General features: G+C 69.0%; 21 protein-coding genes and 1 pseudogene. 19 read left to right on the top strand and 3 right to left on the bottom strand.

The window, feature by feature from the left end; translation table 11 throughout:
* Positions 1-20 precede the first annotated feature (20 nt).
* Genes mptB through NM203_RS11110 form a run of 3 tightly spaced genes read left to right on the top strand, consistent with a single transcriptional unit; the run spans position 21 to position 3426 of the window.
* The gene (gene mptB / locus NM203_RS11100) at positions 21-1718 is read left to right on the top strand and encodes a polyprenol phosphomannose-dependent alpha 1,6 mannosyltransferase MptB (protein ID WP_255059943.1); all 1698 of its coding nucleotides are present in this window, start codon (positions 21-23) and stop codon (positions 1716-1718) included.
* Positions 1715-2647, top strand: a complete 933-nt coding sequence (locus NM203_RS11105; RefSeq protein ID WP_255059944.1) for an ABC transporter ATP-binding protein — start codon at positions 1715-1717, stop codon at positions 2645-2647. Before mptB ends, NM203_RS11105 begins: the two co-directional genes overlap by 4 nt.
* Complete coding sequence (locus NM203_RS11110; RefSeq protein ID WP_255059945.1) at positions 2644-3426, top strand: ABC transporter permease; 783 nt, start codon at positions 2644-2646, stop codon at positions 3424-3426. The genes NM203_RS11105 and NM203_RS11110 overlap by 4 nt, the downstream gene beginning before the upstream one ends.
* On the opposite strand, the gene NM203_RS11115 is transcribed toward NM203_RS11110, so the two are convergent.
* Complete coding sequence (locus NM203_RS11115) at positions 3394-4017, bottom strand: hypothetical protein (RefSeq protein WP_255059946.1); 624 nt, start codon at positions 4015-4017, stop codon at positions 3394-3396. The genes NM203_RS11110 and NM203_RS11115 overlap by 33 nt on opposite strands.
* Before the next feature lie 88 nt (positions 4018-4105).
* Between NM203_RS11115 and NM203_RS11120 the strand changes: the two genes are divergently transcribed.
* The 3 genes from NM203_RS11120 to NM203_RS11130 all read left to right on the top strand — a co-directional run bounded on the left by NM203_RS11120 (position 4106) and on the right by NM203_RS11130 (position 6765).
* Positions 4106-4675, top strand: coding sequence for a TetR/AcrR family transcriptional regulator (locus NM203_RS11120; RefSeq protein WP_255059947.1), 570 nt, complete (start codon positions 4106-4108; stop codon positions 4673-4675).
* A 195-nt stretch (positions 4676-4870) separates the two neighbouring features.
* Complete coding sequence (locus NM203_RS11125; protein WP_255059948.1) at positions 4871-5764, top strand: hypothetical protein; 894 nt, start codon at positions 4871-4873, stop codon at positions 5762-5764.
* A gap of 44 nt (positions 5765-5808) precedes the next feature.
* The gene (locus NM203_RS11130) at positions 5809-6765 is read left to right on the top strand and encodes a COX15/CtaA family protein (protein WP_255059949.1); all 957 of its coding nucleotides are present in this window, start codon (positions 5809-5811) and stop codon (positions 6763-6765) included.
* Here NM203_RS11130 and NM203_RS11135 read toward each other — a convergent pair.
* Positions 6715-7653: an ATP-grasp domain-containing protein gene (locus NM203_RS11135; protein ID WP_255059950.1), complete on the bottom strand. Its 939-nt coding sequence runs from the start codon at positions 7651-7653 to the stop codon at positions 6715-6717. The two genes, NM203_RS11130 and NM203_RS11135, sit on opposite strands and share 51 nt — an antisense overlap.
* Before the next feature lie 18 nt (positions 7654-7671).
* On the opposite strand from NM203_RS11135, the gene NM203_RS11140 reads away from it, so the two are divergent.
* Positions 7672-8646: a quinone oxidoreductase family protein gene (locus tag NM203_RS11140; RefSeq protein WP_255059951.1), complete on the top strand. Its 975-nt coding sequence runs from the start codon at positions 7672-7674 to the stop codon at positions 8644-8646.
* Between the two features lie 6 nt (positions 8647-8652).
* Positions 8653-9078 carry an alternative ribosome rescue aminoacyl-tRNA hydrolase ArfB gene (gene arfB, locus NM203_RS11145; protein WP_255059952.1) on the top strand — a complete coding sequence of 142 codons (426 nt, stop codon included), beginning with the start codon at positions 8653-8655 and terminating at the stop codon, positions 9076-9078.
* Here the strand turns inward: arfB and NM203_RS11150 are convergent.
* Positions 9075-9995 (bottom strand): heme o synthase, encoded by a 921-nt coding sequence (locus NM203_RS11150; protein WP_255059953.1) that lies wholly within the window; start codon positions 9993-9995, stop codon positions 9075-9077. The genes arfB and NM203_RS11150 overlap by 4 nt on opposite strands.
* 161 nt (positions 9996-10156) lie before the next feature.
* On the opposite strand from NM203_RS11150, the gene tkt reads away from it, so the two are divergent.
* The 11 genes and pseudogenes from tkt to NM203_RS11200 all read left to right on the top strand — a co-directional run bounded on the left by tkt (position 10157) and on the right by NM203_RS11200 (position 19797).
* The gene (tkt, locus tag NM203_RS11155) at positions 10157-12250 is read left to right on the top strand and encodes a transketolase (RefSeq protein ID WP_255059954.1); all 2094 of its coding nucleotides are present in this window, start codon (positions 10157-10159) and stop codon (positions 12248-12250) included.
* A gap of 30 nt (positions 12251-12280) precedes the next feature.
* A complete protein-coding gene (gene tal, locus NM203_RS11160) occupies positions 12281-13396 on the top strand; it encodes a transaldolase (protein ID WP_255059955.1) in 1116 nt (371 codons plus the stop codon).
* Positions 13393-14940 (top strand): glucose-6-phosphate dehydrogenase, encoded by a 1548-nt coding sequence (gene zwf, locus NM203_RS11165; protein WP_255059957.1) that lies wholly within the window; start codon positions 13393-13395, stop codon positions 14938-14940. The genes tal and zwf overlap by 4 nt, the downstream gene beginning before the upstream one ends.
* Positions 14937-15848: a glucose-6-phosphate dehydrogenase assembly protein OpcA gene (gene opcA, locus NM203_RS11170; RefSeq protein WP_255059958.1), complete on the top strand. Its 912-nt coding sequence runs from the start codon at positions 14937-14939 to the stop codon at positions 15846-15848. Before zwf ends, opcA begins: the two co-directional genes overlap by 4 nt.
* Positions 15841-16584, top strand: a complete 744-nt coding sequence (gene pgl / locus NM203_RS11175; RefSeq protein ID WP_255059960.1) for a 6-phosphogluconolactonase — start codon at positions 15841-15843, stop codon at positions 16582-16584. Before opcA ends, pgl begins: the two co-directional genes overlap by 8 nt.
* A 19-nt stretch (positions 16585-16603) precedes the next feature.
* Positions 16604-16981, top strand: a complete 378-nt coding sequence (locus NM203_RS11180) for an ATPase (RefSeq protein WP_255059961.1) — start codon at positions 16604-16606, stop codon at positions 16979-16981.
* A gap of 14 nt (positions 16982-16995) precedes the next feature.
* Positions 16996-18297, top strand: coding sequence for a cytochrome P450 family protein (locus tag NM203_RS11185; RefSeq protein WP_255059962.1), 1302 nt, complete (start codon positions 16996-16998; stop codon positions 18295-18297).
* Complete coding sequence (gene nthA / locus NM203_RS11190; RefSeq protein WP_255059963.1) at positions 18278-18883, top strand: nitrile hydratase subunit alpha; 606 nt, start codon at positions 18278-18280, stop codon at positions 18881-18883. Before NM203_RS11185 ends, nthA begins: the two co-directional genes overlap by 20 nt.
* A pseudogene (locus NM203_RS33490) lies at positions 18883-19114 on the top strand (nitrile hydratase subunit beta); the annotation flags it as partial. The gene nthA and the pseudogene NM203_RS33490, both read left to right, overlap by 1 nt.
* Positions 19115-19238: 124 nt before the next feature.
* Positions 19239-19496, top strand: coding sequence for an SH3-like domain-containing protein (locus NM203_RS11195; RefSeq protein ID WP_255059965.1), 258 nt, complete (start codon positions 19239-19241; stop codon positions 19494-19496).
* Between the two features lies 1 nt (position 19497).
* Positions 19498-19797 (top strand): SH3-like domain-containing protein, encoded by a 300-nt coding sequence (locus NM203_RS11200; protein WP_255059966.1) that lies wholly within the window; start codon positions 19498-19500, stop codon positions 19795-19797.
* Position 19798: the final 1 nt, after the last annotated feature.

The following is a 19798-nucleotide window of genomic DNA, read 5'->3' on the forward strand; positions in this document are numbered from 1 at the left end:
CCGGCCGCTACGCTGCTCCAATGGCAGCCCGCCGCCAGTCCTTCAGTTCGGCCGTCGCCAGGTGGCACGCCGACGAGACGGCTGTCGGCTCACCTCTCAACGCCGCCGAGGTCGCCTCGATGCGCCGAACCAGGGTCTTCGGGGCCACCGGCACGGTACTGATGGCGATCGGCGCGCTCGGCGCAGGGGCCCGGCCGGTGATCCAGGATCCGACGTTCGGGGTGCGGCTGCTGAACCTGCCGTCGCGCATCGCCACGGTGTCGCTGACGATGACCACCACCGGCGCCGTGATGATGGCGCTGGCGTGGCTGATGCTCGGCCGGTTCGCCCTGGGTAGGCGGCGCATGTCGCGCAGCCAGATCGACCGCACCGTGATCCTGTGGGCGCTGCCGCTGCTGATCGCGCCGCCGATGTACAGCAAGGACGTGTACTCCTACCTGGCGCAGAGCCAGATCGCCAAGATGGGGTTGGACCCCTACCAGGTGGGGCCCGCACCGGGGCTCGGGCTCGATCACGTCTTCACGCTGTCGGTACCGAGCATGTGGCGCGAGACGCCGGCGCCGTACGGCCCGCTGTTCCTGTGGCTGGGCAGCGGCATCTCGACCATCACCGGCGACAACATCGTCGCCGCTGTGCTCTGCCATCGGCTCGTCGTGCTGTTCGGGGTGGGGCTGATCGTCTGGGCCACACCGCGGTTGGCGCGCCGGTGCGGGGTCGCCGAGGTCAGCGCGCTGTGGCTGGGCCCGTGCAACCCGCTGCTCTTCATGCACCTGGTCGCCGGTATCCACAACGAGGCGCTGATGCTGGGGCTGATGCTCGCGGGCACCGAGTTCGCGCTGCGCGGTGTGGAGGCCACCGACCGGCTGATTCCACGGCCCCCGCACTGGCCGCGCACCCGCGCTGACGCCTCACAGTGGCTGCCACTGGTGATGCTGGTGACCGGCACCGTCCTGATCGCGATGTCATCGCAGGTGAAGCTGCCGTCGCTGCTGGCCGTGGGGTTCGTAGCGATGGCACTGGCCTGCCGCTGGGGCGGCACGGTGAAGGCGTTCCTGGTGGCCAGCGTCTCGCTGTCCGCGATATCGGTGGCGGTGATGGCGCTGGTCGGGTGGGCCAGCGGGCTGGGGTTCGGCTGGATCTTCACGCTCGGCACCGCGAATGTCGTGCGGTCGTGGATGTCGCCGCCGACGCTCGTCGCGCTGGGCACCGGCCAGGTGGGCATCCTGCTCGGCCTCGGCGACCACACCACCTCGGTGCTGGGCCTGACCCGCGCGATGGGTGTGATGATCATCGCAGTCCTGGTGACCTGGCTGTTGCTGGCGGTGCTGCGCGGCCGACTCCACCCGGTGGGCGGTCTCGGCGTGGCCCTCGGCGCCACCGTTCTGTTCTTCCCCGTGGTGCAACCCTGGTACCTGCTGTGGGCGATCGTGCCGCTCGCGACGTGGGCCACGCGTCCCGGCTTCCGCGGCACCACGATCACGCTGAGCCTGATCGTGGCCATTTTCGGCCCCACCGCCAACGGCGACCGGTTCACCCTGGTTCAGATCCTCGACGCGACCCTGGCGAGCGTGCTGATCGTCGCGATCCTCTTCGCCGTGACCTACTCGCGGCTGCCGTGGCGCGGGCTCCCCGAATCGGACAACGGCGCCGCCGAGTCCGCACCCGAAGCACCTGTGGCCGCACCCGGGAAACCGGACGCCTACGCTGAATCCTCGTGACCTCGCGTTCCGATGCCCCGGTGCGGTTGCGCGGGGTTAGCAAGCGGTACGGGGCGATCACCGCGGTCGACGGACTCGACCTCGAGGTCGGCCGCGCCGAGGTCCTGGCGCTGCTGGGGCCCAACGGCGCCGGCAAGACCACCACCGTCGAGATGTGCGAGGGCTTTCTCAAGCCCGACGAGGGCACGATCGAGATCCTGGGCCTCAACCCCGTGACGGACAACGCCGCACTGCGGGAGCGCATCGGGGTGATGCTGCAGGGCGGCGGCGGCTACCCCGCGGCACGCGCGGGCGAGATGCTGAACCTGGTGGCGTCGTACTCCGCCGATCCACTCGACCCGGCGTGGCTGATGGAGACGCTCGGCCTGACCGAGGCCGCCCGCACCACCTATCGACGACTGTCGGGTGGCCAGCAGCAGCGCCTGGCGTTGGCATGCGCCGTGGTGGGCAAGCCGGAACTGGTGTTCCTCGACGAGCCGACCGCCGGAATGGACGCCCACGCCCGAATCGTCGTGTGGGACTTGATCAACGGCCTGCGGCGCGACGGCGTGACGGTCGTGTTGACCACCCATCAGCTGACCGAGGCGGAGCAGCTCGCCGACCACCTGGTCATCATCGACCACGGCGCCGTGGTCGCCACGGGCACACCCGCCGAGCTGATGCAGCGCGGCGCCGAGAACCAGTTGCGTTTCACCGCTCCCCCGAAACTCGATCTGTCGCTGCTGATCTCCGCTCTGCCCGAGAGCTACCAGGCGGTCGAGCGGGCGCCGGGCGAATACCTCGTCGAGGGGCACATCGACCCCCAGGTACTGGCCACCGTCACCGCGTGGTGCGCACGACTCGATGTGCTGGCCACCGACATGCGCGTCGAGACCCGGTCGCTGGAGGACGTGTTCCTGGACCTGACCGGACGGGAGCTGCGATCGTGACGAGCGCCAACCGCTTCGCGCCGGGCACGTTCACACCGGATCCGCGGCCCGCGACGGTGCCGCGGATGCTGGCCGCACAGTTCCGGCTGGAGCTGAAACTGTTGCTGCGCAACGGCGAACAGCTTCTCCTGACGATGTTCATCCCGATCACGCTGTTGGTCGGCCTGGTGCTGTTGCCGATCGGCGAGTCCTTCGGCCAGAACCGCGCCGACACGTTCGTCCCGGCCATCATGGCGCTGGCGGTGATCTCCACGGCGTTCACCGGGCAGGCGATCGCTGTGGCGTTCGACCGCCGCTACGGAGCGCTCAAGCGCCTCGGGGCGACCGCGCTGCCGGTGTGGGGCATCATCGCGGGCAAGTCCCTGGCCGTGGTGACCGTGGTCTTCCTGCAGTCGATCCTGTTGGGCGCCATCGGTGTCGCGTTGGGCTGGCGGCCGAGCCTCGCCGGACTGGTGCTCGGCGGTGTGATCATCGCGCTCGGCACGGCGGTGTTCGCCGCCCTCGGCCTCCTGCTGGGCGGGACGCTCAAGGCGGAATTGGTGCTGGCGCTGGCCAACCTGCTGTGGTTCGTGTTCGCGGGCATCGGAGCGTTGACGCTGGGCGGCGCGATCGTCCCGGCGGGTGCGGTGTGGGCGGCCCGTCTGACACCGTCGGGTGCGCTCACCGAGACTCTGTCGCACGCGATGTCTCTGTCGGTCGACTGGTTCGGCATCGCCGTGCTCGTCGTCTGGGGTGCCGTATCGGCGCTATGCGCGTTGCGCTGGTTCCGCTTCACGTGAGAGCAGCGGCAGCAGGTACTCCAGCTGACCGACCTCCTCGATGTTGTGCCGCACCCACGCGCTGACCATGTGATCGGGCAAGCGGCGGCCCAGGAATCGGTTGACCGGTGCCATCACCGCCGCGCGCGCACCGATGTCCATGACGCTGACGTAGTGGACGCCGTCGGAACCGGCCGACCACGTGTGCTCCAGCTGGAAGATGGGAATGCCCGCGAGACGCTGCACCAGCCGGATGCCCGTGGCGTCCAGCTTCTCGACCCGATCGACCACGTCGACGCGGTACTCCGGCTTGCCGCCGAAGGCCTCGACGATGCGGAACCGCGCGCCCTCGGCCGCGCCACCACCCGGCGCCGGCCTGTCCAGCGCCCACCGGATGTGGTCGACGGGATGCCAGGCCAGGTAGCGGTCGACGGTCTCGCCGCCGTAGGACATCGTGCCGTCCAGGTGGCTGAACCAGTCGAGCAGCATCGCCGGTGTCACGTCGGCCAGTGGGCGGTGATCGATGGTGACGCGACGCCGGTGGTGGGCGGCGTGGAGGAACTGCACGGTCGCCGTTTCGACGGAGCGGAGTGGGTAGAGCACGGGGACCATCGGACGCTCCTAAGATACGGTGACGTTTCTAATATTCGGACTGTAAGCTGCGGCCGTAAGATACGCAAGCGTTTCCTCAGGAGATTCGGTGAAGCGACGTCGGGGCGACGAACTGGACACGGCGATCAGGACGGCCGTCCTGCGCCTGCTCGCCGATCAGGGACCGGCGGGCGTGACGATGGAGGCCGTCGCCGCGGAGGCCCGGACGAGCAAGCCCGTGCTGTACCGCCGCTGGCCGGACCGGACCAGCCTGCTGCGCGACACCCTGCTTGACGTCGCGCGAGCGGCGATCCCGCATGCGGACACCGGCAGCTACCGGGGTGACATGCTGGCGGTGCTCCGGGGCTGGGCCGCGCTGTTCACCGGCGCGAACGCAGACGTGCTGCGCGCGGCCGTCGCAGCGAGCGCGCACGACCCCGAACTCACCGCGGCGTTCCAGGCCGACGTCATCGGCTGGCGCAAGCAGGAGATGGCCGCGCTCCTGCAGCGCGGGATCGAACGCGGCGACGTGCGACCGGACGTGCCCGTCGACATCGCGCGGGAACTCGGACAGAGCGTGCTGTGGCATCGCCTGCTGGTCACCGGGGACCCCATCACCGACGATCTGGTCGTGACCCTCGTCGACGACGTGCTGATTCCCTTCGTCGCAGCCCGCTAGCGGGTAGCAATGCGTGACGCGTCGTGACCTCGGAGTGTTTGCGACGACGGAGTCTGCAGCTCTCGACGGAGAGGTTAATTTTCTGCGTCACGGTATGGGATGAATCGAGCTTCTCCGGAGATGCCCTGCACCAGGCCAGCAAATCGGCGATAGTGAAGTGAGACCATCGAAGGCTACTGCAGCGAGGGGGTGGTTATGAGGTACAGCCGGCGACGGGGCCGCACTGCGGCAGCCCTCGCGGCAGTCGCCGTCGCCGCGGCGCTCGCAGGCTGTGGCCAACCTCCGTCGGACGCCGACGCTCCCACTCCCGAGGCCACCGCCTATCAGCAGTTCAAGGAGGCCGGCCAGCTGTTCGACTGCTTCGCGCCCTACGACACCGTGCTGGCGGCGGGGCGCGCCGACACGTTCGACGTGGCGGCACTTCGGCAGGCGGCCCGCGACTACTCCGATCGCAACACCGCGTACGTCGCAGCGCTCATCCGGATTGACTTCCCCACCGACGCCAGGGCGATCGCCGAGGAACTGCGGCGCACCGTCGTCTCGGAGATCGTGAATCTCGATCTGCTGTCCGGTATTTCGACGCCGACGGACGCCTATCCACTGCTCAATCAGGTGTACTACGCGGAAGCCGCGTTCAACGAGATCTCCGATCGCCTGCGCGAGTCTCTCGACCGGCCCGTGCCCCAGGCCACGCGCGCACTGAGCCAGTTCGAACTCTCCAGGCAGACCGCGCAGCGGGACACGCTGACGGTCCATCGGTTGTTCGACGCCGCCCTCGCCGCGGGCGATTTCGAGGCCGCGAGGAACGTGAGTCGCGTGCAGCAGGCGCTGCTGACCCAGTTCAGCGCCAGCCTCGACACCATCGACTTCCCCGACGCCTTCGACGTGCGGATCGTCGACCTCAAGGCGAAGATCCAGGCGAGCATCGGCTTTCACCGGCGTCAGATAGACGTGCCCGACGTGACGCTCATCCTCGCGACGCCACCGGAGGGCGGACCCGAGTTTCAGGCCCGCGAGCAGGCGGCGTCCGCGATCTCGGACGATCTCGCGAAAGTGGATCCGCCGCAGTCCCGACCGCCCGACTGCTGAGGCCCTACTACAGCACGTAGTTCGGATTGCTCTACGATCGGGCCGTGCCCGTCGGACGACTTCTCACCAGGTTGATCGACGCGTTCCCGGAGCCGACCCTGCGGAGCCAGCGCGTCATCGCGGGTGCCGTCGTCGCGACCCAGGGCGGTATCGCGGTCACCGGCGCCATCGTTCGCGTCACGGCCTCCGGCCTGGGCTGCCCGACGTGGCCGCAGTGCTTCCCCGGCAGCTTCACGCCCGTTCCTGTGGCCGAGGTGCCCGTCATTCACCAGGCGGTCGAGTTCGGCAACCGCCTGATCACGTTCCTCGTCGTCCTCACCGCGGCACTGGCCGTGCTGGCCGTCATCCGCGCGCGGCGGCGGCGCGAGGTGCTGGTCTACGCGTGGCTCATGCCGATCTCGACGGTCGCGCAGGCCGTCATCGGCGGGATCACGGTGCTGACGGGCCTGCTCTGGTGGACGGTCGCCATCCACCTGCTCGTCTCCATGACGATGGTGTGGCTGGCGGTGCTGCTCTACGTCAAGATCGGCGAACCCGACGACGGCGTGCCCACCCTGTGCGTCCCGAAACCCCTACGACAGCTGACCGCACTGAGCGCCGTCGTCCTGGCGTTGGTGTTGATCACCGGCACGATGGTCACCGGGGCGGGGCCGCACGCGGGCGATAAGAGCATCGAGGCCCCGGTGCCACGGCTCGAACTGGACATCGTCACGCTCGTCTACCGGCACTCGTCGCTGCTGGCCGTCTACCTCGCGCTGCTGATCGGGCTCGGCTTCGGACTGCTCGCGGTGCGCGCGCCGAGGCGGATCGTCAAACGTCTCGTCGTGGTGGTGGTGCTGGTCTGCGCGCAGGGCATGATCGGCGCGGTGCAGTTCTTCACCGGCGTTCCCGCCGTGCTCGTCGCGGTGCACGTCGCCGGTGCCGCGATCTGCACCGGGGCGACGGCGGCACTATGGGCGGCGATGCGACAGCGGGCCGAGCCCGAGCCGCTCGAACGCTGACTCGACAGCCAGCGCGAACGCCCGCTCCTGCCGGGCCCTCGTCTCCGCATCGAGCTGACGCCAGCCCAGCGACGGCTCGACCAGTTCCAGCTCCAGCAGGCGCGGGTCGTCGACGCCGCCGATGACGTCGACGCGGGCGTAGAGGAACTCGTTCGGCGCCATCCCGAGCCGCTCGGCGGCGGCGGCCAGCGCGCCGTAGCCGACGTCCCACAGCTCGGGAGCGGGATCGGCGCCGCTGAGCGTCTCCTCCGCGTACGTGCCCGAGTCGTCGAACTCGGGGGTCGCCCCCGGCGGTGGCAGGATCGGCCCCTTCGTGAAGGCGTGCGACTGTTGGCCGGCGACGAACACCAGGGCCGTCTCACCGTCGGCGATGCGCTCGTCATAGGGCTGCACCAGCACCGTGCGCCCCTGGGCCTGCAACTCCTCGGCGTGCCGGCGCGCGGCGTCCTCATCGCTGAACCGCTGCGCCCCATAAGATCCCGCGCCGACAGCCGGCTTGACCACCACCTCGCCGGCCAGCGCGCCGACACGCTCCCCCGGTGCGAAGAACATGCTGGGCACCGTCGGAACCCCCGCGTCGGCGAGGTCTGCGAGATAGCGCTTGTCGGTATTCCACTCGACCACGTCCGGGCCGTTGAGCAGGTTGGGCACCCGCCGCGTCCAGGCGAGGAACTCGTCGAGCCTCTCGATGTAGTCCCACGTGGCGCGCAGGATCACGATGTCGGCCTGCTCGGTCGCAGGGTCGTCCCACGCCAGCCAGTGGGCGTGCAGGCCGCGGGCGCGCAGCGCGTCGACCAGACCGGCGTCGTCGCCGTCGCCGTCGGGAAGTGCGCGGCAACCTGCGAAGACGATACGGGGATGACGGATGTCGGGCCGCGCGAGGATCACGTTGGAATGATAGGTGGCATGTACGCCATCGAAGTCGCCGAAACCGGCGGTCCGGAAGTCCTGTCCTACGTCGAGAAGCCCCAACCCACGCCCGGCCCCAGCGAGGTGCTGATCAAGGCGGACGCCATCGGCGTGAACTTCATCGAGACGTATTTCCGGTCGGGTTCGTACGCCAGGGAGACGCCGTTCGTCCTGGGCACCGAGGTGTGCGGCACGATCGCCGCGGTCGGCGACGACGTCGCCGCGCTCGGCATCGGAGACCGCGTGGTGACCGCGGCCGCCAACGGGTCCTACGCCGAATTCTGCACTGCACCAGCTGATCTCGTCGCGTACGTGCCGGACGGCGTGCCCGCCGACGTGGCGGCGTCGGCATTGCTGAAGGGGATGACGGCGCACTACCTGCTGAAGTCGGTCTACCCGGTTCAGCAGGGCGACACCGTGCTCATGCACGCGGGCGCCGGCGGCGTCGGCCTGATCCTGACCCAGTGGGCGACGAGCATGGCGGTCAAGGTCATCACGACGGTGTCGACGCGCGAGAAGGCGGAGCTGTCCCGCAAGGCCGGCGCCGTCGAGGTGCTCGACTATCCGGAGGACGCGAGCGAGTTCGGTGCCCGGATCCGCGAGCTCACGGGCGGACACGGGGTGGCCGCGGTGTACGACGGCGTGGGTGCGTCGACCTTCGACGCCAGCCTCGCGAGCCTGAGGCTGCGCGGCACGCTGGCGCTGTTCGGCGCGTCCAGCGGCCCGGTGCCGCCGTTCGACCCGCAGCGCCTGAACGCCGCGGGATCGCTGTTCCTGACCCGTCCGACGCTCGCGCACTACACGCACACCTCGGACGAGTTCTCTTGGCGCTCAGGTGAACTGCTCGAAGCGATCGCCACGGGGGCCATCGACGTCACCGTCAGCCAGCGCTATCCGCTCGCCGAGGCGATCGATGCGCACCGGGACCTCGAGGGGCGTAAGACCGTCGGCTCCGTCGTCCTGGTGCCGTAGCCGGGGGTGTCCGGCCACCTGCGCGTGACGCCGACGCTCGTCGTCCCCGCGTCCGAGTTGCGCGAGCGGTTCTCCCGGTCGTCGGGCCCCGGCGGCCAGGGCGTGAACACGACCGACAGCCGTGTCGAGTTGTCCTTCGACGTGGCCGCGTCGCCGTCGATTCCGCCTCATGTGCGGCACCGGATGCTGTGTCGGCTGCGCAGCCGGCTGTCGAGCGGGGTGCTGACGGTTGCGGCCAGCGAGCATCGCGCGCAACGCCAGAACCGGACCGCAGCGCGCGAACGCATGGCCCGGCTGCTGCGCGACGCAGCGGCGGCACCCGCACCGGTGCGGCGGCCGACGAAACCGACCAGAGGCTCGACGGAACGCAGGATCGCCGCCAAGAAGCGGCGCGGACAGATGAAACAGGGCCGACGCAGCGGCTGGGACTAGGCGCCGAACACCCTCGGCAGCGCCAGCGCCGAGTCGACGGCCAGCGCGCAGAACACCACCGCGAGGTAGTTGTTCGACTGCAGGAACAGCCGAAGCGGCTTCACCGGCTCACCGCGTTTGACACCCGAGTACAGCTGATGCGCCATCGTCAGGAACCACGCGCCCGCGAGCACCGCCACCGCGGCGTACAGCCACCCCGTCGCCAGCGCCAGGCCGAGGGTCGTCAACACAGTCAGCCAGGTGTAGATGAGGATCTGGCGGGTCACCTGCCGCTCGGTGGCCACGGCGGGCAGCATCGGCACGCCGGCGGCCTTGTAGTCGTCCTTGTAGCGCATCGCGAGCGCCCAGGTGTGCGGTGGAGTCCAGAAGAAGATGATCGCGAACATCACCAGCGCGGGCCACTGAATCGTGCCCGTGACCGCCGACCAGCCGATCATCACCGGCATGCAGCCCGCCGCGCCGCCCCAGACCACGTTCTGCGACGTGCGGCGCTTGAGCAGCAGCGTGTAGACGAACACGTAGAAGAGGATCGTGACGATGGCCAGCACGCCCGACAGGAGGTTCGTCGTCCACCACAGCCAGAAGAACGAGGCGACCGACAGCACCAGGCCGAAGTAGAGCGCGTGTCGAGTGGGCACCGTGGCGCGGGCCAGCGGCCTGCGCGCCGTGCGCTTCATGACCTTGTCGATGTCGGCGTCGGCGACGCAGTTCAGGGTGTTGGCGCCCGCCGCCGCCAGCAGTCCGCCCACCAGCGTGTTCAGGATCAGCAGCGGGTCGATGGTGCCGCGCTCGGCGAGCAGCATCGCCGGGATGGCGGTGACGAGCAGGAGTTCGATGACCCTGGGCTTCGTCAGTGCGACGTACGCCAGCAGCGTGTGGCGTATTCGACGCGGCGCGATGCGCTCGCGAATGCTCACGCAGTTCACTCCTCGTGTTTCGCGGCAGCGCTCAGACTTCTACTACAGAGGATGGTAGACCGCGGCCCCGTGCAGTGAACAACTGGGATGGAACCTGCGACGCCCCCGCGTTGACTACTAGGGTTAACGACGACCGGCCTGCCTACCCGAGGAGTGAGTTCGTGACCACTGTGGAAGAGATTTCCGCACTCACCCAACCCAACCACCCCGACGACTGGACCGACCTCGACTCGGTCGCCGTCGACACCGTCAGGGTATTGGCCGCTGATGCGGTGCAGAAGGTCGGAAACGGCCACCCCGGCACCGCGATGAGCCTCGCTCCGCTGGCCTACACGCTGTTCCAGCGGCAGATGCGGCACGACCCCTCCGACGTGCACTGGCTCGGCCGCGACCGGTTCATCCTGTCGTGCGGACACAGCAGCCTGACGTTGTACCTGCAGCTGTACATCGGTGGCTTCGGCCTGGAACTCGAGGACATCGAGGCGCTGCGCACCTTCAAGTCGAAGACGCCCGGCCATCCGGAGTTCCGCCACACCGCGGGCGTCGAGATCACCACGGGCCCGCTGGGCCAGGGGCTCGCGTCGGCGGTCGGCATGGCGATGGCGTCGCGGTACGAGCGCGGCCTGTTCGATCCCGAGCCCGCCTGGGGTGAGAGCCCGTTCGACCACTACATCTACGTGATCGCCTCCGACGGCGACATCGAGGAGGGCGTGACCAGCGAGGCGTCGTCGCTGGCGGGCACGCAGCAGCTGGGCAACCTGATCGTCTTCTACGACAAGAACCACATCTCGATCGAGCACGACACCGACATCGCGCTCTCGGAGAACGTCGCCGACCGGTACCGCGCCTACGGCTGGCACGTGCAGGAGGTCGAGGGCGGCGAGAACGTCACCGGCATCGAGGCGGCCATCGCCGAGGCTAAGAAGGTGACCGACAAGCCGTCGTTCATCGCCGTGCGCACGATCATCGGCTATCCCGCTCCGACGAAGATGAACACCGGCGGCGTGCACGGCTCGGCGCTGGGCGACGACGAGGTGGCCGCGACCAAGAAGGTGCTCGGCTTCGACCCCGAGAAGACGTTCGAGGTCCGCGATGAGGTCATCGAACACACCCGAAAGCTGGTTGAACGTGGTCGCGAGGCGCACGAGAAGTGGCAGCCGGAGTTCGACGCGTGGGCCGAGCGGGAGCCAGAGCGCAAGAAGCTGCTCGACCGCCTCACCGCCGAGGAGCTGCCCGAGGGTTGGGACGCCGACATCACCTACTACGAGCCGGGATCCAAGGCCGTAGCCACCCGCGCCGCCTTCGGCCAGGTGCTCAACGACGTCGCCCCCAAGCTGCCCGAACTGTGGGGCGGCTCAGCCGATCTCGCAGGCAGCAACAACACCACGATCAAGGGCGTGAAGTCGTTCGGGCCACCGTCCATCTCGACGGAGGACTTCACCGCCGACTGGTACGGCCGGGTGTTGCACTTCGGCATTCGCGAGCACGCGATGGGCTCGATCCTGTCCGGCATCGTGCTGCACGGTCCCACCCGCGCCTTCGGCGGCACGTTCCTGCAGTTCTCGGACTACATGCGGCCCGCCGTCCGGTTGGCGTCGCTGATGGACATCGACACCATCTACATCTGGACGCACGACTCGATCGGACTCGGCGAGGACGGCCCGACGCACCAGCCGATCGAGCACCTCTCCGCACTGCGCGCCATCCCGAATCTCTCGGTGGTGCGGCCGGGCGATCCCAACGAGACGGCCTACGCGTGGAGGAGCATCATCGCCCGCGGCAACGGCAGCGGTCCGGTCGGTTTCATCTTGACGCGCCAGGGCATCCCGGTCCTGGAGGGCACGTCGTCCGACGGCGTGGCCAAGGGTGGCTACGTGCTCGGTGGCGGTAACCCCGCTGACGACGCGGACGTGCTGATCATTGCAACGGGATCGGAATTGCAGTTGGCGGTCGAGGCGCGAAAGCAGCTGGCGGACAAGGACATCGTCGCCTACGTGGTGTCGATGCCCTGCGTCGAGTGGTTCGAGTCCCAGCCGAAGGAGTACCGGGACTCGGTGCTTCCGCCCGACGTGTCGGCGCGCGTGGCGGTCGAGGCGGGTGTCGCTCAGAGCTGGCACAAGCTGGTCGGCGACACCGGCGAGATCATCTCGATCGAGCACTACGGCGAGTCCGCCGACGACAAGACGTTGTTCCGCGAGTTCGGCTTCACCGCTGAGGCAGTGGTGGCCGCCGCGGAGCGATCGATGGACAACTAACAGACAACACCGCGCACCAAGGAGCGAAGCATGACTCAGAACCCGAACCTCGCGGCGCTGAGCGCAGCGGGCGTATCCGTGTGGCTCGACGACCTGTCCCGTGAGCGTCTGCAGACCGGGAACCTGCAGCAGCTCATCGACACCCGCAGTGTCGTGGGTGTCACGACCAACCCGTCGATCTTCCAGGCCGCCCTGTCCAAGGGCAACGCCTACGACGACCAGGTGAAGGAACTCGCGGAGCGCGGGGCCGACGTGGACGCGACGATCCGGACGGTCACCACCGACGACGTGCGCAACGCCTGCGACGTGTTCGCCAAGATCTACGAGACGTCGGGCGGGTTCGACGGCCGGGTGTCCATCGAGGTCGATCCCCGACTGGCACACGACACCGACAAGACGATCCTGCAGGCGATCGAACTGTGGAAGATCGTCGATCGGCCGAACCTGCTCATCAAGATCCCCGCGACGCTCGCCGGCCTGCCCGCGATCACCGCCGTGATCGCCGAGGGCATCTCGGTGAACGTGACGCTGATCTTCTCGGTGGAACGCCACGAGGCGGTCATCAACGCCTTCCTCGACGGCCTGGAGAAGGCCAAGGAGGCCGGGCACGACCTGTCCCGAATCCACTCCGTCGCGTCGTTCTTCGTATCCCGCGTCGACACGGAGATCGACGCCCGGCTGGAGAAGATCGGCTCGGAGGCGGCCTTGGCGCTTCGCGGCAAGGCCGGTATCGCCAACTCGCGCCTCGCCTACGCCCTCTATCAGCGGGTGTTCGAGCAGGGCCACCGCTTCGGGGCTCTCAAGGCCGAGGGCGCCAGGGTGCAGCGCGTGCTGTGGGCGTCGACCGGGGTGAAGAACCCGGACTACGCCGACACGCTCTACGTCACCGAACTGGTGGCGCCCGACACCGTCAACACCATGCCGGAGAAGACCATCGACGCCGTGGCCGACCACGGCGACATCCAGGGCGACACCGTGAGCGGCACCGCCGACGAGGCGACCGCGGTGTTCGACGGCCTCGCCGAAGTCGGTGTCGACCTGCCCGACGTCTTCAAGGTGCTCGAGGACGAGGGCGTCGACAAGTTCGAGAAGGCCTGGAACGAGCTTCTCGAGGCGACGCAGGGACAGCTTGACGAGAAGAAATGAACGACTGCGCCAGCATGCCCGCTGACTGGGTGAACCCGCTACGGGATAAGCGCGACAAGCGGATGCCTCGCATCGCGGGGCCGTGTGCGGTCGTGATCTTCGGTGTGACGGGCGATCTGGCCCGCAAGAAGCTGATGCCGGCGATTTACGACCTGGCCAACCGCGGCCTGCTGCCGCCGACGTTCGCTCTCGTCGGCTTCGCCCGCAGGGACTGGGCCGACGAGGATTTCGGCCAGGTCGTGTACGACGCCGTGAAGCAGCACGCGCGGACGCCGTTCCGCCAGGAGGTCTGGGACCGACTGGCCGAGGGAATCCGCTTCGTGCAGGGCACCTTCGACGACGAAGCGTCGTTCAGCAGCCTGAAGGAGACGCTGCACACGCTCGACGAGGAGCGTGGCACGGGCGGGAATCACGCATTCTACCTGTCGATTCCACCGAACGCGTTTCCGCAGGTGTGCGGGCAGCTGTCGAAGTCCGGCCTGGCCGACAAGCCGGACGGCTGCTGGAGTCGCGTGGTCATCGAGAAGCCGTTCGGTCACGACCTGAAGAGCGCCGAGGCCCTCAACGGCGTGGTGAACAGCGTCTTCCCGGAGTCGTCGGTGTTCCGCATCGACCACTATCTCGGCAAGGAGACCGTGCAGAACATCCTGGCGCTGCGGTTCGCCAACGAGATGTTCGAGCCGGTCTGGAACTCGCACTACGTCGACAGCGTGCAGATAACGATGGCCGAGGACATCGGCCTCGGCGGTCGCGGTGGGTACTACGACGGCGTGGGCGCGGCCCGTGACGTGATCCAGAACCACCTGCTGCAGCTTCTCGCGTTGACCGCGATGGAGGAGCCGGTCAGCTTCTCCCCCAGCGAGTTACAGGCCGAGAAGATCAAGGTGCTCTCGGCGAGTGCGCTCGCCGAGCCACTCGACGAGACGACCGCGCGCGGCCAGTACACCGCCGGGTGGCAGGGCGGTGAGAAGGTGGTCGGCCTGCTGGACGAGGAGGGCTTCTCCAAGACGTCCACCACCGAGACGTTCGCCGCCATCACCGTCGACGTCGACACCCGGCGCTGGGCGGGTGTGCCGTTCTATTTGCGCACCGGAAAACGCCTGGGCCGCAGGGTGACCGAGATCGCGCTGATCTTCAAGCGGGCGCCGCATCTGCCGTTCGACGCGACCATGACCGAGGAACTCGGGCAGAACGCTCTGGTGATTCGCGTCCAGCCCGACGAGGGCATCACGCTGCGGTTCGGGTCCAAGGTGCCGGGCAACGCGATGGAGGTCCGCGACGTCAGCATGGACTTCTCCTACGGGTCGGCGTTCGCCGAGGAGTCGCCGGAGGCCTACGAGCGGCTGATCCTGGACGTGCTGCTGGGCGAGCCGTCACTCTTCCCGGTCAACGCCGAGGTCGAATTGGCCTGGAAGATACTGGATCCCGCGCTGGAGAACTGGGCGTCCCACGGAAAGCCCGACCCCTACGAATCCGGCGGCTGGGGACCTCAGTCTGCGATCGACATGTTGGCGCGCTCGGGCCGGGAATGGAGGCGGCCGTGATCGTCGATCTGCCGGACACGGACACCGGTGCCATCAACAAGAAGATCGTCGCGCTCCGCGAGGAGGGCGGGGCGATCACGCTGGGCCGGGTGCTGACCCTCGTCATCGCCCCCGACACCGAAGCCGTTCTCGAGGAGTCGATCGAGGCGGCCAACGCCGCGAGCCGCGAGCATCCGTGTCGCGTCATCGTGGTCGCGCCCGGCGACCGGTTGGCCTCCGACGCCCGCCTCGACGCCCAGGTGCGGGTCGGAAGCGACGCCGGCGCCAACGAAGTCGTGGTGCTGCGGCTGTCCGGTCCGCTGGCCAACCACGCGAGCAGCGTCGTCATGCCGTTCCTGCTGCCCGACACCCCGGTGGTGACCTGGTGGCCGGATATCGCACCGGACGTGCCCGCTCAGGATCCGTTGGGCCAGTTGGCGATTCGGCGCATCACCGACGCGACCAACGGTACCGACCCGCTCGAGTCGATCAAGGGCAGGCTGGCGGGCTACACGCCGGGCGACACCGACCTCGCATGGAGCCGGATCACCTACTGGCGCGCGCTGCTCGCCGCGGCGGTGGACCAGCCGCCGTACGAGCCGATCCAGTCGGCCGTGGTGTCCGGCTTGGCGACCGAGCCCGCGCTCGACGTCCTGGCGGGCTGGCTCGCCAGCCGCATCGACGGACCCGTGACCCGAGCGGTCGGTGAGCTCAAGGTCGAGTTGGTGCGTGCCAGCGAGACGATCACTCTCAGCAGACCGCAGGAGGGCATCACCGCGTCGCTGACCAGAACCGGTCACCCGGACGCGCTGGTTCCGTTGGCGCGCAGGGAGACCCGCGAGTGCCTCGCGGAGGACATGCGACGTCTCGATGCGGACGAGATCTATCAAGCCGCCCTGCAGGGCATCGACAAGGTGACGTATGTCTGATTCGCAGCCCGGTGTGACCGTCGAGACCTACGCGGACGCCGATGAACTCGTCGCGGCGGCCGGTGATCGGTTGGTCTCGGCCATCACCGAGGCGGTCGCGGCGCGCGACGTCGCGCACGTCGTGCTGACCGGTGGCGGCACCGGCGTCAAACTGCTCAAGCGCGTCGGGGAACGCGGCGGTGCCATCGAGTGGTCGAAGGTGCACCTCTACTGGGGCGATGAGCGGTTCGTGCCCGCCGCCGACGACGACCGCAACGACAAGCAGGCCCGCGAGGCGCTCCTCGATCACATCGCGATACCCGCGGCGAACGTGCACGCGATGCCGGCCAGCGATGGGGAGTTCGGCGACGACATCGAGGCTGCCGCAGCGGCCTACGAGCGCGTGCTCGCCGCCGACGGGGTGCCCACCCCGCAGTTCGACGTCCACCTTCTCGGTATGGGCGGCGAGGGGCACGTGAACTCGCTGTTCCCCGACAGCGCGGCCGTCCGCGAGACGTCGCGCTTCGTCGTCGACGTCACCGACTCGCCGAAGCCGCCGCCGCGGCGCATCACGCTCACGCTGCCCGCCGTTCGCCGGTCGCGCGAGGTGTGGCTGGTGGTCGCGGGCGGCGAGAAGGCCGATGCCGTCGCCGCGGCGATCGGAGGTGCGGCGCCCGTGGACATCCCGGCAGCCGGCGCAGTCGGCAGTGCCGCCACGGTGTGGCTGCTCGACGAAGCCGCCGCGGCGAACCTGTAGGGCACCGCATACTGACCTCATGGCTGACAAGTCCGATCGCTCCCCACGCTCACGCACGGGCCGCGAGCGCATCAAGACGCTCACACAGGCCGCCCTCAACGCCGACGTCACGGTCGAGCAGGTCGAGGCCGTCCTCGAGGACCTCGGCGACACGCTCACCGATCTGAACGTCTCGACCAGCAGCCTGGACGCGACGCTGGAACGCTTCAACGAGACCATCACGCGCATTGACGAACTCGCCCCGCGCCTCATCGGGGTGGTGGAGCGCCTCGAGGCCATCGTCGAACGCGTCGAGCGCATCGTGGGCATCGGCGAGTCGGTGATGGCACCGTGGGCGGTTACCGAGAACGCCGTGCGCGGCGCGGTCAACGCGGTCCGCAAGAGCACCGGCCTCTGAGGGCCCGGCCACCCGTGCCCGTCGCCGCGGCGTCGCTACCGGTGGCCGACGGCGTCGGACTGCCGTGGGATGTCGAGACCCGCGACGCGGTGGAGGCGATCGGAGCCGCCCGCCGGCGGATCGGTGACACCTTCGTCGTCGAGAGCGGCCGCGACCACTACCTGTTCACGTTCTCCGCCGCGGGGGTCGAATCGTTCTACGCACTACCGGAGGAGAGCGCCAGCAAGGGGCTCGCCGACTACCTGATGCTGCGACGCAAGCTGCCCGAGGAGTTGTTCGCCGGACGTCGGACCCTGCCGGGCACGCTGTTCCGCCGCGATGACGTCACGTCCTACCTGGCCAATCTCGAACGCGCACTCGATCACACCGATGTCGAACTCGGCGAGCGCGGTGAGGTCGAACTCTTCGAGATGACCCGCAGGCTCGGGCACCGGATGGGCCTGGCGTCGTGGGCGGGCCCCGGCTGCTCCGACGGTACGGCGTTCGAGCGCCTCGTCGCGGCGTTCGACGCCCTCGACGGTTCGGATGCGTTCGTTCATCCCGACGCGATGGCCGCGATCGCCGCGTCGGATAAGCGAGCCGAACGCGCAGCGCTCGAGGAGGTCGTTGCCGTCGTCGGCGACGCACTCGCGCGTGGTGAGTCGATCGCCGCCGACTCGCTGTTCGGACGCGTGGTCGGCGCGTGGGCGGACGAGCCTGCGGAGGTGCGCACCCGCGGGATCGCTCTGGACGTCGCGTTGATCCACATCGCGTCGATGTCGAACCTGATGGCCGCCCTCGGGTGGGCGCTGGTCGATCTCATCGGCCACCCCGACGTCGCGGCACGGGTGGTCGACGGCGACACCGGGCTGGCGTCGCGGTGCGCGTTGGAGAGCACCCGGCTGGCACAGCGCTCGATCATGTCGAGGGCGGTGGTGACGCCCGTCGAATTCGACACCGGCGATGCCGTCATCGAGGTTCCCGCCGGCTGGACGATCGCCACGTTGCTCCCCCTGCTCAACACGTCCGCTGCGCCGGGCTTGGAGCGGTGGGCGCCGGATCGCTGGAATCGGTACCGGTTGGCCGACACTCGGGTACTCGACTCCCCGATGCTGGTCACCGCGTTCGGCCACGGCAAGCACTCGTGTCCGGCCCAGCCGTTCTCGCTGTCGGCCATGACGACCGCGATGATCCGGCTGCTCAGCCGATACGAGATAACGCCGCAGTGGCGGCGGTACCCGCGCCCGGTACCGCAGCAAATCGGCGGCGTCGCCCGTTCCCGTGACGAATGCCGGGTCGAATACGTAAGGTTCGGCCATGCGGAAGGCCGATCATGATGGCGGTTCGACGTTGTCGGACATCGAGGTGCGCGTCCGGGCGCTCGAGTCGGCTTTGGTAGCGGGCGGCCTCGTCGAGGTCGCGGCACTGGACCGAATCGTCGAAGTCCACGAAACGGTGATCGGGCCGCATATCGGCGCGCGTGCGGTGGCGCGCGCCTGGGCCGATCCGGACTACCACCGAGCTCTGCTCGACGACGCGGCCGCGGCGATCGCGCCGTTCACCCACACCGGCCGGGTCGGCGATCAACTGGTTGTCGTCGAGAACACGCCGACGATGCACAACGTGGTGGTGTGCACGCTGTGCTCCTGCTACCCGTGGGACGTGCTGGGCCTGCCGCCGGTCTGGTACAAGTCACCCGCCTACCGCTCGCGAACGGTGAAGGAGCCGCGCGCCGTACTCGCCGAGTTCGGCCTGACCCTCCCCGTCGAAACGACTGTGCGAGTGTGGGATTCCACCGCCGAACTGCGCTACCTGGTGCTACCGATGCGGCCCGCGGGCACCGACGGCTGGTCCGAGGAGCGGCTCGCCGAACTCGTCGGGCGCGACTGCATGATCGGCACCGCCGTCCCGAAGGCCGGCTGATGGACGGCGTACACGACCTCGGAGGCACCGACGGGTACGGCCCCGTGCGCGCCGAACCCGACGAACCCGTCTTCCACGAGCCGTGGGAGGGCAGGGTGTACGCGCTGAACACCGCGATGAGCGCGCGGGCTGTGGAACATCGACATCGGCAGGTTCGGCATCGAGTCGCTGCCGCCCGCAACCTACGTGACGAGTTCCTACTACCAGCTCTGGCTGGCAAAGCTCGAGAGCCTGTTGTCGCAGTACTCCGACGCGCTGACAGCGGCCGCCGCGTTCAGCGTGGCCGATGTACCGCGAGTGCTGGCCCGCGGCTCGTACGTTCGGCCCGCCGCCGACGATCCGCGGTTCGAGGTCGGTGACCGCGTCCGCGCCCGCAACATTCATCCGAGGTCGGCACACCAGGCTGCCCCGCTACGTCCGGGGCCACACCGGCGTCGTCGGCCGGGTCCACCGGCCGAACGTGTTCCCCGACAGCATGGTTCGCGGTGACGGTGAGGCGCCGCAGTGGTTGTACACGGTGCGTTTCGACGGGCGCGAACTCTGGGGCGACGCCGCGGAGGCGGGCACGGAGATCTCGGTCGACGCCTTCGAGCCGTATCTTGAACCGGCCTGACATGAGCGAGCCGTCGTCCTTCGCGGCGCCGTGGGAGGCGCGCACGTTCGCGATCGTCCGGTCACTGCGCGACAGCGGCGTGGTGTCGGCGGACCAGTGGATGACCGCACTCGGCGACGTGGCGGGCGAGGGCGAGGTCCGGTACGACCACTGGCTCGCGGCGCTCGAGCACGTACTCGCCGCCGACGGCGTGGTGTCCGGCGCGGCCCTCGAGCGGTACCGCCGGGCGTGGCTGCACGCCGCGCACCGCACGCCGCACGGCGAACCCATCGAACTGAACGACGACGACATCCGGCAGTGAA

Source organism: Mycolicibacterium arenosum, from assembly GCF_024320865.1.
In the GTDB taxonomy this organism is placed as follows: domain Bacteria; phylum Actinomycetota; class Actinomycetes; order Mycobacteriales; family Mycobacteriaceae; genus Mycobacterium; species Mycobacterium arenosum.